Below are 15,308 nucleotides of genomic sequence, written 5' to 3' on the forward strand. Positions count from 1 at the left end.
TTGGATTGCGTTTGTCTTGGTCCTTTTGATTGCATGTCGTAAGTTTTACTTTTTATCAGTTGGCGGTTGTGACCAGGCCTACCCATGAATAGCTGTGCCCATACGTTGCTTGAGCGTTTAAACCTGAATTTTCATGCCGCGAGCACACCTGACATTGCGGCAAGCAAAAATTCTCAGTTGTCCCGTTTACGCGAAGATCTGAGCACGCTGCTGAACACCCGTGGGCTTGTCAGCACACTGGACCTCAGCCAAGCGCCTTACGTCGCTCGCTCTGTACTGAACTACGGGATTGACAGCATTGCGGGCAAGACACTCTCCAGTTTTTCTCCGGAGGCTCTGGTGAAGCGTATTCATCAGGCCATTCTGGCCTACGAGCCAAGGGTGATTCGCCACAGCTTGCAGGTTTCCTGGGTAAGCCGCACCGAAGCGCCCCTGTTCGAAATACAGATGGTCATCGAGGGGCAACTGCGCGATGCAGAGGTCGCTCACCCGTTCACCTTTCGCTCCATCTGGAATACCCAAAGTGGTGCGGTACACCTCGATACAGCACCGTTCAGGGGGCGGCATGGATGAGCGACTGTTGCGCTTGTACGAGCGCGAATTGCAGTTCCTGCGAGAAGGGGCTGCCGAATTTGCCAAGGCCTACCCCAAGGTAGCAAGCCACATTGGCCTGGACACCCAACACAGCCACGACCCCGGTGTGGAGCGTCTGCTCGAGGGGCTGGGGTTCCTGACGGCCCGCATTCAACTGCAGATGGCGTCGGAGTTTCCGCAGTTCACCGGCAACCTGCTGGAGCAGCTCCAGCCTCAATCGTTAATGCCGCTGCCGTCCATGGCGGTGGTGCAGTTCACGCCGGACAAACATCAGGGCAGCCTGCTCAATGGCTTCTGCCTGCCCGCCAGTACCGCGTTGAGCGCGGTTGCCGAGCTTGACGGGCGCACCGTGCGGTGTGAGTGGCGTAGTACTCAGCCGGTCACCTTGTGGCCGGTGCAGATCGAGTCTGCCGACTACCTTGCCAGTACCAGCCTGCTGTCAGGGTTGCCTGCCAGGTTTACCGGCCAGGCGCACTCGGTGTTGCGGCTGCGCTTGCGAACCACCACGGGCGTCACGTTCAAGCAGATTGCTCTGGACGCGCTGTGCGTGTACTTGAGTGGGGCAGGGGCGCTGGCGGTTCACGAAGCGCTGCTCTCGCGTGCAGTCGGTGTGCTTGCAAGGCCGTCTGAGGACACCCCAGCGTGGTGCGAATTCATTGAGCCCGCGTGCATCACCCAGGCCAATCTTGAAGGCGCGCCTGACACACAGGAACCCTTGCGTGGCGTCAGCGGGCACGCCGGCTTCGCGCTGCTCAGGCGTTTTCTGGCGTTTCCCGAAGGGCAGCGCTTTATCAATCTGTCCGGGTTGGGCCCCGCGGTACGTCGGTGCGACAGCGAACATCTGGAACTGCTGATCTTGTTGGCGCCGTTGTCCAATCAGTTGCCCGCCGGGCTCGATGGTTCGATGTTCAATCTGTTCTGTGCGCCGGTGCAGAACCTGTTCCAGAAACGTACTGATCGCATCAATGTGTTGCACCATCGGCCGGAGATTCCTGTGCTGGTCGACCAGGCGAACCCCTTGAACCACGAAGTTCATCAGGTGCTGGAGGTGCACGGCTATTTTAGCGGCAGCCGCGAGCGCCAGCGCTTTGTGCCATTGTATTCGCCGCAGGCGCGGGCAACCGACGCAGCCGGCACCGGCTTTTTCCAGGTACACCGGACGCCCAGCCGCCCGCGCTCGGTTGCTCAGCATGGTAAACCATCTTATGCGGGCAGTGACCTGTCGATTGCCCTGGTAGACCCTCAGCACCCGCCGTATCGACCGGACCTGCATCAACTGGCGGCTGAAGTGCTCTGTTCAAACCGCGACCTGCCGTTGCACATTGGCTTCGGCAAGGGCAATACCGATTTTGTCCTGGATGTCAGTGCCCCCGTACTGGCCATTCGCAGGCTGGCTGGCCCGTCGACGCCGCTCGCTGTGCCGGTTTCGGGCGAGGGGCCCTGGCAGGCAATTCAGCATTTGTCGCGGAACTACCTGCCACTGGCCAATGACGATGGACTGGCCGGGGCACAGGCGTTGCGCGAACTGCTATCGCTTTACATCGCCCCGGATGATGCGGTGCTGCAGCGCCTGCTTGAAGGCATCGTTTCCTTGCGCGCCACCGCGCTGACACAGCGCTTGCCCGGCAGCGGGCCGGTAGCGTTCGGCCGTGGCTTGCAACTGCATCTGACCCTCGATGATGCCGCTTGCAAGGGCATTGGTACCGTTGCTTTCGGTGCGGTGCTGGATGTCTTTTTCGCCCGCTATGCGGCCATCAATGCGTTTACCCAGACCGTGCTGTACACCGTGGGACGCGGGATGATCATGCGTTGGCCGGTGAGGAGTAGCCAATGCATGACCCTGTGAGCCCTTGGGAGCAACTGCAGCGTCAGGCCTGGCGTTTCGATTTTTTCAGCGCGTTGCGCTGCCTGGATGCGCTCGACCCGCAGCGCCCGCGCCTGGGCACGTCGGAACACCTGCGAGAGGATCTACTGCGCCTGGGCCAGGCGGTGTCACTGGCCTTCGAGCCGGCCATGCTGCGCAACCTGCAACTGCGCGAGGGGCTGCCGCCACAGTTGCGGGTGACCTTTTTTGGCCTGACCGGGGTCAATGGCCCGATGCCGTTGCCCTTCAGTGAAGAGGCCTTGTCCCGCCAGATCAACCACAACGACGGAACACTGGCCAGTTTTCTGGACATCTTTCACCACCGCCTGCTGTGCCTGTTGTATCGCAGCTGGGCGATGGCGCGCCCGGTCGTCTGCGCAGACCGACCAAGCCAGGACCGTTTTTCCGAGTATGTGCAAGCGTTCGTTCCGCACAGCGAACGCTATTACGCCAGCCAATACCTCGACCAGCGACGCAGTGCCGAGGGCCTGCTGGGTGTGTTACGCGATCACCTGCAGGTGCCCGTCACCCTGCATCAATGGCATGGGCGCTGGAGTGCATTGGCGCCGACAGATCAACTGCAGTTGGGCGCTGGCACCGAGGCCGCGCAACTGGGGCGCAGTTCCTTGCTCGGGCGCAGGGCGTGGAATGTCCAGCACAGCGTTCGCGTGACACTCGGGCCGCTGTCGCTGGCCGATATGACACGCTTCTTGCCTGGCTCCGAGGCGTTGCGCGACCTGGCACGCCTGGTGGATGACTACCTGGGCTGCGGCTTTGAGTGGGATGTGCAACTGCTGCTCGCACCGAGTGCCAATACGCCGATGCGTCTGGGGGGCAATCTATCCCTTGGCCTGACCTCCTGGTTGTCCAGCAGCCGCCCCGCGACTCAACCACGAGCCTGTGTTCTGACCCCGGCTCGTCTTCAATGACTACAACAGGAACTGCGCCATGACTGACATCAGCCGCGCCAAGCTTTTTGGAAAGCTCGACACCTTGGCTTACCAGGCGATGGAGTCCGCCACAACCTTGTGCCGGGTACGAGGCAACCCTTACGTTGAGCTGGTGCATTGGTTCCAGCTGGTGCTGCAACAGCCAGACTCCGACCTGCGACGCATCAACGAGCGCTTCGGCCTGAACGCGGGCACGCTTTCCAGCGATTTGATCAGCGCCCTCGACCGCTTGCCCGCGCAGGCGGCCTCGGTCGTCGATCTTTCCGCTCAGCTGGACGAAGCCATGGAGCGCGGCTGGTTGTATGGGGCGCTGCAACTGGATGCGAGCAGAATTCGCAGCGGTCACTTGTTGCTCGGTGTGCTGGGTACGGGAAGCTTGCGGCATACCTTGTTCGCAATGTCCCGTGAGTTCGAGAAGATCAATCGTGAGACGCTGCTCGAACAGTTCCACGAAATTGTCCAGCGTTCACCGGAGCAGCCCGTGGTACCCGGTGACGGAGCACCAACGGACCAGCTACGTGAAGCTTCCAGCACCTTGCAGCGCTACACCAGCGACCTCACCGAGCAGGCACGGCTTGGCAACCTCGACCCGGTGCTGGGGCGCAATGAGGAGGTGCGTCAACTCATCGACATTTTGATGCGTCGGCGTCAGAACAACCCATTGCTGGCCGGTGAGGCAGGCGTTGGGAAAACCGCTGTGGTCGAGGGCTTTGCCCAGCGAATCGTCGCCGGTGACGTGCCCGAAGCGTTCCTCGGGGCCCGCGTGCTGGCGCTGGATATCGGCTTGTTGCAGGCCGGTGCCAGCGTCAAGGGCGAGTTCGAGCAGCGCCTGCGCCAGGTGGTCGACGAGGTGCAGGCGGCCACGCAACCGACACTCTTGTTCATCGACGAAGTGCATACCCTGGTTGGCGCAGGTGGTCAGGCCGGTACCGGTGACGCGGCCAACCTGCTCAAGCCGATGCTGGCGCGGGGCAAACTGCGTACGATCGGCGCCACGACCTGGAGCGAGTATAAAAAGCACATCGAGAAGGACCCCGCGCTCAAGCGACGTTTTCAGGTGCTGCGGGTAGACGAACCGAGCCCCGAGGTTGCGATCATCATGTTGCGCAGTGTGCTGCCCACGTTGCAGCGTCACCATCGGGTGCAGATCCTCGATGAGGCGGTGGTGGCTGCCGTCCACCTGTCACACCGTTATCTGCCGGATCGCCAACTCCCGGATAAAGCCATCAGCCTGCTCGACACCGCCTGTGCGCGGGTTGGCATCAGTCAGCAAGCGATGCCCGCACAACTGGCTGACAGCCGCGAGCGCATTGCAAACCTGCGCGCTGAAAAAGTGGTGGTGCAAACGGAACAGGCCATTGGCCTGCTCGACCCTGAGCGCCTGCAACGTCTTTCGCAGCAACTGCGCGATGAACAGCAGCGCAGTGCTGAGCTGGAAAAGCGCTGGCAGGCGCAAACCGCTTGGGTCGGCGAGATCCAGCAGTTGCGCGAACGCCTCTGCACCGAGCACCTCGCGCCAAGCGTGGAGCAGGCTGAACTGCAGGCCGCCTTTCTGGAGCGCACCGAAGCATTGCAGCAGCGCTTGCACGCCGCCCAGTCTGAAGTGCCTGCCCTGGTACTGACGGATGTCGACGCGCAGTCGGTGGCCAGCGTGCTGCAAGGCTGGACCGGCATTCCGCTGGGCACCCTGCAGCGCAATGAAATTGAAACCATTCTCAACCTCGCCGAGCGCCTGGGTGAGCGTGTCATTGGCCAATCCCATGCGATGGAAGCGATTGCCCGTCGTATTCAGACCTCCCGTGCCGGGCTCGATCACCCGGGTAAACCGGTAGGGGTGTTCCTGCTTGCCGGCCCTTCTGGCGTAGGCAAGACGGAAACCGCCCTGGCCCTGGCGGAACTGCTGTATGGCGGTGAACACAACCTGGTAACGATCAACATGAGTGAGTACCAGGAGCCGCACACGGTCGCTTCGCTGAAGGGCGCGCCGCCAGGTTATGTCGGTTACGGTGAAGGCGGTGTCTTGACCGAGGCGGTGCGCCGTCGGCCGCACTGCGTGATCCTGCTCGACGAGATTGAAAAGGCTCACCCCGACGTCCATGAAGTGTTCTTCCAGGTGTTCGACAAGGGCTGGATGGAAGACGGCGAGGGCCAGGTCATCGATTTTCGCAATACCTTGATCCTGATGACCACCAACGTGGGCTCCGAAGTGCTGTTCAACCGGCAAGGCACCGAGACGGACCAAGACCTTGAACAGCTGCTCAAGCCGGAACTGCTGCGCGTGTTCCCGCCCGCGCTGCTCGGTCGCCTTGTTGCCATTCCGTACTTTGCGCTCAACGACGACATGTTGGCCCGTATTGTCGAGTTGCAACTAAAGCGCGTCGCCGCACGCGTAGAACAGCGCTATCAGGTACCGCTGCACTATGACGCGGTATTGGTGGACTATATCGTCAGCCAGTGCACTGATATACACAGTGGTGGGCGCATGGTTGATTCCATCTTGACGAATGGGCTTTTACCGCAGCTCAGTCGCGCATTCTTGCTGGGCGAAATAAATCAGACCGTGCCTCAACGGGTCAGTTTATCGGTTGGGGATGCAGGGATTATTTACGAGTTTGCCAATGACTAAGGCCTTTTTTAGTCGGCGCCCCACGTTTGAAGGCGTGCGGCTCAGGCCACAGAAGCTGCTTCGCTACAGTTCGGTTTAAAACAATTCGGTTTAAAACAGCACGGTTTAACACCGCGCGCCTGTTAGCTATGTGGGCGCGAGGTGTTTGCTTGTTTCGCGTAATGGTAAATGCGTTTGGCGGGTGAATAGATGAAATGGGTGTGCGATCAAACCATTGGGTTGAATAAAACACTGTCTGAAAATCCTTCGTGCCTCTCGGATTTTTCCTATTTAACGCTTCGTGGTTTTGGCCAAAATACCGCTTCACGTTTTCATCGGTGTCGGTTGCCGCATAACGTAACCAATTATTCAGCGGAGGGGCTGTTGTGCCAGAACAAGTTGTAATGGGGGCGTTGTTACGGTGTTCATTCGGGGCTGCGCCTGCGAACTTGGCTGTACTGCCGGTAAACCGCTACAACGTTGAAGGCCAGCCCGCCGCCAACATCATGGACCACAAGCCGATGGTCAACATCGCCCCGTTCGGCGTGTGTTCGTCGATGGCCAATCCGACGGTCTCCGCCGCGACGTCTGCGGCAATGGGGGTACTGACCCCAATGCCCTGTGTGCCGGCAACTGCCTCGCCTTGGACACCCGGCGCTGCCAAGACCCATCTCGCGGGGCAACCGGCGCTGCATAGCCAATGCACCTGCCTGTGCAACTGGGGGGGCGTGATCAAGATCGTTCAGCCCGGTACCCGTAAAACGATGATTGCCTGAGGGGCTGCACGTGACTAGCGCTTCTGCAAAACACGCCCCTACCTCCTGCTCCTTCGCCGGGCCGCCAGGTTCCACTGCGCTGTTGTTCGCCGGCCTGGACGGTAGCGAGGGGCTGAGCCAGTTGTTTGAATACACGGTCAAGGCCCTGAGCCCGGAGGGCGAACTGAAGGCCGATGATTGGCTGGGCCAGCCCCTGGTCGTCGAGCTCCCGTACGACTTTCAAGCGCCTGCACGTGTCCTGCACGCGCACATCTGTGGTTTCCGCCGTGTGGCGGATCAGGGCCAACTGCCGTGCTATGAGTTTTTACTGCGCCCCTGGTTATGGTTTGCAACCTGTGCGAGCAACAGCCGGATTTTTCAAAGCAAGTCGGCGCCTGAGGTGCTCAAGGAGGTGCTGAGCGTATACCCGGGAAACCTGGACTGCGTGCCCCTTGAGCAGTACCCGGCATTGGAATACTGCGTGCAGTTCGGTGAGAGCGATTTCGCCTTTGTCAGCCGCCTGATGGAGGAGGCCGGGCTTTACTACTTTTTCCGGCACACCGCTGAAGGGCACTGCCTGGTGATCACCGATTCAATGAGTGAGCACACGCTGCTTGAAGGTGATCATCGGTTTGAACTGGGTGGAGGGCAGCCCGAGCTGTTCAATCGCTTTTCGGCGTGGGTGCCGGAGCAGGTGTTGTGCAGTGGTCGAGTGCGTGCCACCGACTTCGATTTCACCAAGGCCAACACCCGCGAAGCCAGCGTGCTCGGCGCCGATGCCTCGGTGGTCATGGCGCATGATCAGGCCACTTATGAACACTATCACTACCCAGGGCACTTCAATGACGTCACTGCGGGTGAGGCAGCGACCAAGGTTCGGGTACAGGCGCTGAATGCCGAACAGCAGCGCATCCGCGCAGCAGGTTGCGCACCGTATCTTCTGCCCGGGGCCTGCTTCACCCTTGAGGGGCATCCCGAGCACAACCAGAACACGCAGTACCTGATCGTCCAGGCACAGCTTCAGGCAACTTGTGTGACCTCGACCTACGGCGTCAGTGGCCCACGTTTCAGTTGTCAGGTCGTGGCAATCCGCAGCGACGGTTGCTACCGCGCCGAACTCAAGACCCCACGGCCAAAGATCGTTGGTCCGCAGACCGCGTTCGTCGTCGGCAAGGAGGGCGAGCCGCTGTGGGTCGACGAATTCGGGCGGATCAAGGTGCAGTTCCACTGGGACCGTAGCGACCAGCGCAACGAGAACTGCTCATGCTGGGTGCGTGTCGCGCAGCCCCTGGCCGGGCAGCGCTGGGGGGCGGTTTTCCTGCCACGGGTAGGCCAAGAGGTCGTGGTGGAATTTCTCGATGGCAATCCTGACCGTCCGCTGGTGACCGGGAGCCTCTACAACGGCGGCATGCGGCCACCCTACGCGTTACCCGCGCAGGTCGCTCGCAGTGGCATCAAGAGCCAGTCGCTGGGTGCCGAGGATGTCTACAACGAACTGCGTTTCGAGGACAAGGGCGGCGCCGAGCAGTTGTTGTTCCATGCCGGGCGCAACCAGGACATCACGGTGCGTAACGATGCCTTTGAACACATCGGCAACGACATTCACCTCAAGGTAGGCGGCACTGCTTACCGCCAGGTGATGAAAGACGCCCACGAGCACATCGAGGGTGACCTTAACGCTCGGGTCAGCGCGGACTACTCACTTGATGTCGGTGGCGACCAGGTCAGCGCGATCAAAGGCAGTTGCTCGCTCGAGGTGGGCGCTGATCAGCAGGTCAAGTTGGGCGGCGCGCATTCACTGGACATCGCCGCAGACAGCGATACCAAGGTTGGCGGCAAGTTCAAGCTCGGCGCCAGCAGTGTCGACGTCAAGGGCAGCCAGACGATCACCCTTGAAGCGGGCCAGACGCTGGTGCTCAAGGCCGGTTCCAGCACGGTCGAGTTAGGCCCCAAGGGGGTTTCGATCAATGGCGCGATGGTGGCCATCGACGGCAAGGGCAAGGTCGATATCAACGGGGGCGGCGAGGGTAGCTCGGCGTCCGCAGAGGCGCCGTCACCCAAACAACCGCAAAAACCGAAAAAAACCAAAGCCCCCAAGGAGGCTGATGATGGCCGCGACTAACACCATTGCACAGGTCCCGCGCACGGTGCTGCGCGGCACATTGCTGATGGCCCTGGGATTGCTGCAGGGCTGCCAGGCATTTGGCTGGTTTCAGGCGCCTGCGCCACTCGACCCGAAAAAGCGCCTGGACATTGTGGCGGCGCTCGATGTCAATCCGAACCTCTTCGGTCGTCCGTCTCCTGTGTTGCTCACGTTCTATCAGTTGAGCGATGCCACAACCTTCCTCAAGGCGGATCTGTCACGGCTTGAGCATGCCAATGAGTCGTCGGCCGATGCGACCTGGCTCGTGCGCGAGACGTTTCAGTTAAGCCCTGGCGAACGGCGCGAACACCTTTTCGTACCCCATCCGCAGATGCGCCTGGTGGGCGTGGTCGCGGAGTACCGCGACCTGGATAACGCTCAATGGCGCGCGGTTGACGTCTTTCAAGCCCAAAGCCCCGAGGTGCTGAAGGTGAACCTGGCGCGGGACAGGGTATCGGTTCAGGCCATTCCACTAGCAGAGGGCTTAACACATGCTCAGCAATGACGGCGTTGTCTGGTCGGAAGGCATGTTCCTCCAGCCGCAACATTTCCAACAGCAACAACGCCACGTGCAGGCGCAGTTGGTTCAGGGGTTGCAAGCGGTACAGGCTAACGTCTGGGGGTTCAGCGCACTGAAACTCGACCCGGCGCAGTTGCTCCTGGGGCGAATCCAGCTGCTCGAGTGTGCAGGTGTTCTACCCGATGGCACGCTGTTCAACCTCGACAGCCAAGGCCTGGCGCAGGCCGGCTTTGTGGTCCCTGAGGGCGCACGCGGGCTGGACGTGGTATTGGCCTTGCCCAGGGCGGGCGCCGCACACATCGACGTCGAGCACGCACCTGCCGCCGACAGCCTGTCGCGCTACCATCGGCTGGAGGCCACGGTGCAGGACAGCACCGCCGAGGGTGCCGCAGAGGCGACCTTGCAGCTTGCCCGGCTCAACCTGCGCCTGGCACGTCGGCAGGACGTCGAGCAGTCACATGTGTACCTGGATGTCGCCCGGGTGCTTGAACGCAGTTCCGGTGGCCAGGTCAGCCTGGATGAGGCCTTCATCGCACCGGTTCTGAACTGGCGCCTGGCGCCGCGGCTGGCGGCATTTGTGGATGACTTCCTCGGCCGTGTTCGGCAGCGGGGCTACATGTTGGCGACCAACATGGGCGTACCAGGGCTGGGCGGAATCGCCGAGGTCCATCATTTTCTGATGCTGCAGACGATCAACCGAGCCGAGCCGATGCTCGCCCACCTGGCCAGCTACCCAGGCTTGCACCCCGAGGTCCTGTACCGTGAGTTGGTCGCCCTGGCCGGTGAGTTGGCGATTTTCTCTGAAACCAGCAAGCGGCCAAAGTCCTATCCGGTGTACCGGCATGATCGGCTCGCCGACAGCTTCGACCCCGTCATGATCGACCTGGCTCATATCCTCAGTGCGCAGGCCGGAACCGATGTAGTGCCCCTGGCCTTGAATGAGCGTGAACACGGTATTCGTGTTGCCGCCGTGCTCGACACCAGCCTGTATGGCAGCGCCCGCTTTGTACTGGCAGTGCGTGCCCAAGTGCCGGATGACGAACTGCGCAAGGTGTTTCCGACGTGCCTGAAGGTCGGGCCAAGCGAACGCGTTGCCGACCTCGTCGACCTGCAGCTACCCGGAATCAACGTCTGTGTTCTGCCGGCCGCGCCACGTGAACTGCCGTATTACGCAGGCTTCAGCTATTTCGAGCTTCAGCGCGACAACCCGTTGTGGCAGGCACTTGGCAGCAGCGCCGGTTTCGGCCTGCATGTGGCCGGTGATTTTCCGGGCTTGCAACTGGCCTTCTGGGCAATCAAGGAGCCTCAATGAAACGCCGTTTCTGGACCCCTCTTGCAAACATCAAGGCGCGCTGGGGCGCGTCGGCGTTGCCGGCCCCGACAGCACGGCCACATGACGCCTTGCCCGCGCTGAGTAGCGAAGGGCTTGGGCTGCATGCCAGTGACCTGCTGTATGAGGTCGTGTTGCTGCGCAGCCTTGAGCAGGCGCCCGACCTTGATGATCTGCGCGCCCATCTGGTTACCCAGATGCGTACGTTCCATCGAAAGGCGGTGGAGGATCGCGTACCGGTCAGCCTGGTTGAACGCGCCCAGTATGCGATGTGTACGCTGCTCGATGAAACCATCTCCAGTGCTGAATGGGGCAGGGGAGAGTGGTCGAAACACAGCCTGCTGATGATCTTCCATGGCCAGACCTCGGGTGGAGACGGTTTTTTTGGCTACCTCGATGCAGCTGAGCTCAAGCCTGAGGAAAACCTCCCGCTGCTGGAGGTGATGTACCTGTGCCTGGCCCTTGGCCTGGAGGGCCGCTACCGCATTCAGAGTGAAGGGCGCGCCGCGCTTGCGCTGCGGCGCAACCACCTGTTCGAAACGATTCGCATGCAACGCGGCTACCTGCCCACGGTCAGCCCGGATGAGCCGGTGCGTGGCTGGCGTCATGACTACTTCAGCCGTCGTCGTTATGTCTGGTGGGGGTGTGGGGCATTGCTGGTGATGCTGGCGGCCGGCTTGGCCTATCACCTGGAAAACCGTTCCTACCAAACCCTGGTGCGCTTGCAGGCACTGGAGCAGGCACCGCTGAACAGCTTGGCGCAGCAACTGGCCCTGGCGCTGTCCGCAGACGTACGGGCTGGCCGCCTGTACCTGCTTGAAGACGGCCTTGGCGTGCGCATCACGATCAGTTCCTCCGGTTTGTTTGCTGCTGGCGGTAGCGAAGTGGCGTCGCTCTACGAGCCTGTATTGAAGCGTATTGCCGCTGCACTGGAGCAGTGGCCGGTGCACATCAAGGTGATTGGCCACAGTGACGACACGCCGGTGGCGACCCGCTTGATTTCCAATCAGGCATTGTCACTGGCCCGTGCCGAGACCGTGCTTCGCGCGCTGGTGGGCAATGACATCGACCCTCTGCGCTATACCGCCGAGGGGCGTGGTGAGCTTGAACCGTTGTTCGCCAATGACAGCCCGGATAACCGTGCCCGAAACCGTCGCGTGGAAATTTTCGCCTATCCCACGCAAGGCTGACTGAGACGGCATTCCCCCACACCTTTTACTTGCGGATGTTGCTGCCATGCTTCTGCGCGCCCTGAAAACCCTGCTGTTCGCCTGTGCGGCGCTGCTGGGCCTTGTAATTCTGATGTACCTGGTCCTGATGCATGGCCAGCGTCTGGCAGTCGATGGTTACGCACCCTTGGCCAGCGTGGCGAGCCGTCTGCTGCTCTGCGCCGGGCTTGCCGTCCTGGCACTGGTGCTATGGCTGCGTCGGCGTCGGCGCACAAAGGAAACCGATCCAGCGCCCTTGATCGACGCCGCGCCGCAGGAGGCCTGTTCGGATCGGGAACGGTTGCTGCGCGAGCGGCTGCAGGCCTGGTTTCAACGCGCCAGTGGCCGGTTGCCAGGGTTCTTGCTGATCGGCCCGCCGGGGCTGGACAAGGGCCCGTTGCTCGGCCTGAGCGGCAACGCCAACGACGACCTGCGCTGCGCCACGGTGAGCGGTTTCGCCCTGTTCGATATCAACGGCAGCCTGCTGAGCCCGTCTCAACCTGAGCAGGCACGGCTGTGGCGTCTGTTGCTCGATGAGCTCAAACAGGCTGAGGTTGGCGGCACACTGCCGCGTGGAATCCTGCTGGTGCTGTCGGCTGTGCAGTTACACAAAGCGAGCGTCGCCGAACGCGATCAGTTGGCACTGATGCTCCGTGCGCGCCTTGAAGAACTGGCCAGTCGCTTTGGTAACGCGCTGTCGGTGCAGGTGATCGTCAGCGGGTGTGAGCAACTGCCCGGGTACACGGAGTCGCTGGCGTGGCTGGCGGCTGACCGGCGTGAATTGAGCCTGGCGTTTGCGCCGGCCCTGCGTAACCGAGACCTGCTTGCGACCTTAGGCCCGCGCATGAGGGGGCTGATTGCCGACCTGCACAGCACCGCGCTCGAGCGTCTTCAGCGTGAGCCGGATGTTCAGGTGCGTTCCATGCTGTTCGGCTTCACGCCGATGTGGCGCGCCCTCTCCATGAGCCTGCAGGCGGTGCTGGAAACGGCCCTGGCCCAAGAACGCGGTATTGCCCAGGTCGCCCTGCAGTCGGTGCGTTTCAGTGCACAACCGGCCACGGTCGAATCGCCGGCCCCGGTCTTGTTGCGGGCGTTGCACACCTGTTGGCGCCCCGGCCGACTGCGCACGCCAATGCGCCAGGGGCTGGCATGGGGCCGGTCATGGGCACACGTTCTGGTGCCGGTAATCAGCCTGATGCTCGGCCTGCTGTTGCTCAGCCTGCACCGCGATCAGACCCGTCGCCTGGAACACACCGATCAACAGATAGCCGCGTTACAGCAGGCGCCCCATCATGCCAACACCCCGGTGCTGGATGGCGACACCCTGCTGCGGCTTGATCGGCTCGCCCGCATGGCGCACACCCTCGACCAGGGCTGGTTGCCCTGGTCGACCGGTCGTCAATTGCAGCTGCATGCGGCGCAAGCCTATGCCCACGCCCTTGAACAGCAGGTGCTGGCCGATCTGCTGCAGCGTCTCGAAGACCGTCTACGCCGTGCTCAAACCCTTAGCGAAGCAACACTGCGCCAGAGCCTGTCGTTGTACCTGATGCTGGGCGGAGAAGGGCGTTTTGATGCGCAAGCACTGGGCGAGTGGTACGCCAGCGCCTTTCGCGACAGTGCCGGAAGCCGCCTGAGTGACGCGCAGCATCAGCAGTTGGACGAGCACCTGCAGCGGTTGCTCAAGCGCCTGGCACTGTCCACGCCACGGCCACTGGACCGCGGGCTCATCGAGCAGGCGCGCAACCAGCTGGCGGCTGAACCTGTGGCGCACCGGTTGTACCGGCAGCTACTGGAGCAGGTGGATGATCGCACCTTGAGCGAATTCAGTATCGCCTCTGTACTGGGCGCGGGCGGCCTGTTGCTGTTCACCAAGCGCAGCGGAGAACCCCAGGCCCGCGGGGTACCGGGGCTTTACACCGTGGAGGGGCACCGGCGTTTTAGCGCACGCGTCGAGCCCATGCTGGCGCTAGCGCTGGTTCAAGAGCGACGCCTGATGGGGCAGGCTGAGGTGCTGAGCCTCAAGCCCATCAAGGACGAGGTGCTAGCGCTCTACCACCAGGCCTATATCGAGCAGTGGGAGGCGTTTTTCGACGACCTGCAAGTCAGCGGCCTGGATCAGTCCGAACACGTACCGCGCCGGTTGTTGCAACTGGCGCAACGCGACTCGCCGTTGCTGGAACTGTTGCACGCGGCGGCGCGCCACACCCAGCTATCGCCCGTATTACCATCCCACGGCGTGCTGGAGCGCGCCCTGCAGAAAGGCGAGCACCTGCAGCAGCGGGTCGGCCTGGCTCAACCGGTACCGGCGGTCAGCCCGTTGCCTCATCCGGTCACCCAGCATTTCAAGCCCCTGCACCAATGGCTGGCGGCCGAGGCACCGGTGAGCACGTCCGAGCAACTGCTGCTCGCCTTGAAAGACACCGCCTTGTTCATCGACGCCAGCCAACAGGGCGTGCGGCAGAAAGTGCCCATGGACGCCAGCGATTCGTTGCAACGCCTGAGGGAAGAGGTGGAGCAACTGCCCGCGCTGCTTCAACCCATGATGCTGGACATCGTTCAGGTCGGTCAGCAGCACGTGCAGCAACACACCCGGCACGTGCTTGAACGTGCATGGGCCAGCGACGTCGCGCCCCTCTGTGAGCGTGCGCTGAGCGGGCGTTACCCGTTCGACGGCGATTCAGACACCCAGGCGTCGCTGGACGATTTCAACCGGTTGTTTGCGGCCGACGGCTTGCTGCAGCGCTTTGTAGAGCAGCACCTGGACGGCCAACTTGATACCCGGTCACGCCCCTGGCGCTTGAACGAGGGCGCCTCGGTGGGCGGCCTCAGTGCGCCACTGCTGGCCACCCTGGAGAACGCCGCACAGCTGCGCGACAGCTTCTTCCCGGCAGGCCAACACCAGGCACAGCTGGCATTCGAACTCAGCCCGCTGATGATGAGCGAGCGCATCGCCAGTTTCACCCTGGACTACGACGGTGCGCGCTTGAACTACAGCCATGGGCCGCTGGGTTCGGCACTGTTCGAATGGCCCGGCAAAGCCCTGGGCAGTGAAATCCGGGCCAGCGTGACACTGCTTGACGGCCGCACCCTCATCCGCAAAAGCACCGGGCCGTGGGCCTGGTTTCGCCTGATCGACCAGGCACGGCAAATCCCGACCGAAGATCCCGAGGCACGTCAGCTGGTGTTTGATTTCGAAGGCGAAGAAGTGCGCTTGCAGTTACGTGTGGGTCGTGCGGGTGCGCCGTTTGATAGTCAGGGGGTGAAGCGGTTTAGCTGTGCGATTGGTAATACTGTGATTGAGGCGATGGATGTTTGATGCGTTAGTTGAGATTTAGTACA

At 61.9% G+C, this 15,308-nt stretch carries 10 protein-coding genes; all 10 read left to right on the forward strand.

The features are described from left to right. Window positions 1–84 precede the first annotated feature (84 nt). The 10 genes from tssE to tssM all read left to right on the forward strand — a co-directional run bounded on the left by tssE (window position 85) and on the right by tssM (window position 15,285). Window positions 85–573 (forward strand): type VI secretion system baseplate subunit TssE, encoded by a 489-nt coding sequence (gene tssE, locus UIA24_RS19455; RefSeq protein ID WP_330523597.1) that lies wholly within the window; start codon window positions 85–87, stop codon window positions 571–573. Further along, on the forward strand, window positions 566–2,440 hold the full coding sequence (tssF, locus tag UIA24_RS19460) for a type VI secretion system baseplate subunit TssF (RefSeq protein ID WP_330523598.1): 1,875 nt from the start codon (window positions 566–568) through the stop codon (window positions 2,438–2,440). The genes tssE and tssF overlap by 8 nt, the downstream gene beginning before the upstream one ends. Beyond that, a complete protein-coding gene (gene tssG / locus UIA24_RS19465) occupies window positions 2,425–3,387 on the forward strand; it encodes a type VI secretion system baseplate subunit TssG (RefSeq protein ID WP_330523599.1) in 963 nt (320 codons plus the stop codon). Before tssF ends, tssG begins: the two co-directional genes overlap by 16 nt. 19 nt (window positions 3,388–3,406) lie before the next feature. After that, window positions 3,407–6,034: a type VI secretion system ATPase TssH gene (gene tssH / locus UIA24_RS19470; RefSeq protein ID WP_330523600.1), complete on the forward strand. Its 2,628-nt coding sequence runs from the start codon at window positions 3,407–3,409 to the stop codon at window positions 6,032–6,034. Window positions 6,035–6,417: 383 nt separating this feature from the next. Beyond that, on the forward strand, window positions 6,418–6,789 hold the full coding sequence (locus tag UIA24_RS19475; protein ID WP_065760180.1) for a DUF4280 domain-containing protein: 372 nt from the start codon (window positions 6,418–6,420) through the stop codon (window positions 6,787–6,789). 10 nt (window positions 6,790–6,799) lie between these two features. Then, window positions 6,800–8,890 (forward strand): type VI secretion system Vgr family protein, encoded by a 2,091-nt coding sequence (locus UIA24_RS19480; RefSeq protein ID WP_330523601.1) that lies wholly within the window; start codon window positions 6,800–6,802, stop codon window positions 8,888–8,890. Beyond that, window positions 8,877–9,416, forward strand: coding sequence for a type VI secretion system lipoprotein TssJ (tssJ, locus tag UIA24_RS19485; protein WP_330523602.1), 540 nt, complete (start codon window positions 8,877–8,879; stop codon window positions 9,414–9,416). Before UIA24_RS19480 ends, tssJ begins: the two co-directional genes overlap by 14 nt. After that, a complete protein-coding gene (gene tssK / locus UIA24_RS19490) occupies window positions 9,403–10,743 on the forward strand; it encodes a type VI secretion system baseplate subunit TssK (RefSeq protein ID WP_330523603.1) in 1,341 nt (446 codons plus the stop codon). Before tssJ ends, tssK begins: the two co-directional genes overlap by 14 nt. Next, a complete protein-coding gene (icmH, locus tag UIA24_RS19495; RefSeq protein WP_065760184.1) occupies window positions 10,740–11,951 on the forward strand; it encodes a type IVB secretion system protein IcmH/DotU in 1,212 nt (403 codons plus the stop codon). Before tssK ends, icmH begins: the two co-directional genes overlap by 4 nt. Before the next feature lie 46 nt (window positions 11,952–11,997). Continuing rightward, the gene (tssM, locus tag UIA24_RS19500; protein ID WP_330523604.1) at window positions 11,998–15,285 is read left to right on the forward strand and encodes a type VI secretion system membrane subunit TssM; all 3,288 of its coding nucleotides are present in this window, start codon (window positions 11,998–12,000) and stop codon (window positions 15,283–15,285) included. The last annotated feature ends 23 nt before the right edge of the window (window positions 15,286–15,308 follow it).

Source organism: Pseudomonas sp. AL 58, from assembly GCF_036348395.1.
GTDB lineage: Bacteria > Pseudomonadota > Gammaproteobacteria > Pseudomonadales > Pseudomonadaceae > Aquipseudomonas > Aquipseudomonas defluvii.

What these genes read in the sequence shown, in the direction of transcription:
- UIA24_RS19475 (WP_065760180.1), top strand. Translation starts at nt 6,418, where the DNA reads ATGGGGGCGTTGTTACGGTGTTCATTCGGGGCTGCGCCTGCGAACTTG.
- tssM (WP_330523604.1), top strand. Translation starts at nt 11,998, where the DNA reads ATGCTTCTGCGCGCCCTGAAAACCCTGCTGTTCGCCTGTGCGGCGCTG.
- tssG (WP_330523599.1), top strand. Translation starts at nt 2,425, where the DNA reads ATGCATGACCCTGTGAGCCCTTGGGAGCAACTGCAGCGTCAGGCCTGG.
- tssH (WP_330523600.1), top strand. Translation starts at nt 3,407, where the DNA reads ATGACTGACATCAGCCGCGCCAAGCTTTTTGGAAAGCTCGACACCTTG.
- tssF (WP_330523598.1), top strand. Translation starts at nt 566, where the DNA reads ATGGATGAGCGACTGTTGCGCTTGTACGAGCGCGAATTGCAGTTCCTG.
- tssE (WP_330523597.1), top strand. Translation starts at nt 85, where the DNA reads ATGAATAGCTGTGCCCATACGTTGCTTGAGCGTTTAAACCTGAATTTT.
- tssJ (WP_330523602.1), top strand. Translation starts at nt 8,877, where the DNA reads ATGGCCGCGACTAACACCATTGCACAGGTCCCGCGCACGGTGCTGCGC.
- tssK (WP_330523603.1), top strand. Translation starts at nt 9,403, where the DNA reads ATGCTCAGCAATGACGGCGTTGTCTGGTCGGAAGGCATGTTCCTCCAG.
- icmH (WP_065760184.1), top strand. Translation starts at nt 10,740, where the DNA reads ATGAAACGCCGTTTCTGGACCCCTCTTGCAAACATCAAGGCGCGCTGG.